General features: G+C 66.9%; 3 protein-coding genes and 1 pseudogene. 3 read left to right on the top strand and 1 reads right to left on the bottom strand.

The window, feature by feature from the left end; translation table 11 throughout:
* The 3 genes and pseudogenes from ABZ624_RS43160 to ABZ624_RS43150 form a co-directional block, all read left to right on the top strand.
* On the top strand, positions 1–321 hold a 321-nt coding region (locus tag ABZ624_RS43160; RefSeq protein ID WP_360101272.1), incomplete at its 5' end, for a transposase family protein.
* Between the two features lie 27 nt (positions 322–348).
* Positions 349–606 (top strand): hypothetical protein, encoded by a 258-nt coding sequence (locus tag ABZ624_RS43155; protein ID WP_360101269.1) that lies wholly within the window; start codon positions 349–351, stop codon positions 604–606.
* Positions 591–923 (top strand): annotated as a pseudogene (locus tag ABZ624_RS43150) (transposase); the annotation flags it as partial. The gene ABZ624_RS43155 and the pseudogene ABZ624_RS43150, both read left to right, overlap by 16 nt.
* Before the next feature lie 32 nt (positions 924–955).
* Here the strand turns inward: ABZ624_RS43150 and ABZ624_RS43145 are convergent.
* The coding region (locus ABZ624_RS43145) for a transposase family protein (protein ID WP_360101266.1) at positions 956–1,204 on the bottom strand (249 nt) is incomplete at its 5' end.

Genomic DNA, 1,204 nt, shown 5'->3' with positions numbered 1-1,204 from the left:
GGACGGACCCACGACCTGACCGCAGCCCGTGCTCACGGCATCGTCCAGGCATGTCTCACCCGCCAGATCCTCGTCCTGGCCGATCGCGCCCACCAAGGCGCCGGCGCCACCGTCCGCACCCCTCACTACGGCCACCGTGAACTTCCGGAGCACTACCAGCAGTACAACCGCGACCACGCCCGTCTCCGCGCTCCAGGTGAACGCGCCTTCGCCCGCCTCAAGTCCTGGCGACTGCTACGACAAGCCCGACGCTCGACCAACCGCATCGGCAGAGTGATCGCAGCAGTCCACACCCTCCTCACCTGCGAATACACAGGATGAAAGAGGTTCAGTCAGTGGTTCCAGGAAGTGGTCGCGAATCTGACCGTCCTCAAGGACAGTCATCCGCGCTCGTACCTGTCCAGCACCATCCTCGCCAGCCACCCCTTTGAACTCCTCACCGACCTGTGGCGGTCAGCCTCGCGCATCACCGAACTCCACAGTCAGGAGCACTCCTGGTCGCAGGGCCACCCCCGGCGACGGAGCATGCTGACGGCCGCAGGTATACCGCTGTGGGTTCTGGAGCAGCTCCACACCGCCGACCTACGACCACCGGCGGCGACATGAGCCTCTTCGGCACCGCCGACCGTCTCGCCGGCTTCGGCGGTGTCGCTCCGGTGCCTCGCGACTCCGGGAAGGTCAGCGGCAACCTGCGGCGTCCGCAGCGATACAACCGCCGTCTCCAACGGGTCTTCTACATCTCGGCGTTGTTCAGCATCCGGCACTGCCCCGAGTCCCGCCGGTTTTACGATCGCAAGCGGGCCGAGGGCAAGCGTCACACCCAGGCCGTCCTCGCGCTCGCCCGCCGCCGCGTCAACGTCCTCTGGGCCCTCTTGCGTGACGGACGGTGCTATGAGCCGACCCCACCCACGGTTCTCGCGGCTTCACAGACCGCATTAGGAATCATTGAGAGCTTTCAGCGTTGCCGCTCCAGGGTCAGGACGGCTGCTGCGATTGACGTCATTCGATTCGGGCTGCACCGCGCTCTGCGGAAGATCCGCCAGGACTTCAGGCGGGCGATGCCACGCTCGACCGGGGCCCGTGCCTTCGACAGCGCCCGGTTGACGGTCTGTTGGGTGAGCGTCAGCTCGCCTCCGGCGGGCCGTCTTGCCGGTGTCGTCATCCGCGCGCCGGCACCGATGTAAGCGCGGTCGGCCAGGATCGG

It is taken from the genome of Streptomyces sp. NPDC007205, from assembly GCF_040634095.1.
Classification (GTDB): Bacteria; Actinomycetota; Actinomycetes; order Streptomycetales; family Streptomycetaceae; genus Streptomyces.
Note: the sequence above shows the minus strand (reverse complement) of the source record. Positions and strands in the feature narration are given on the sequence as shown.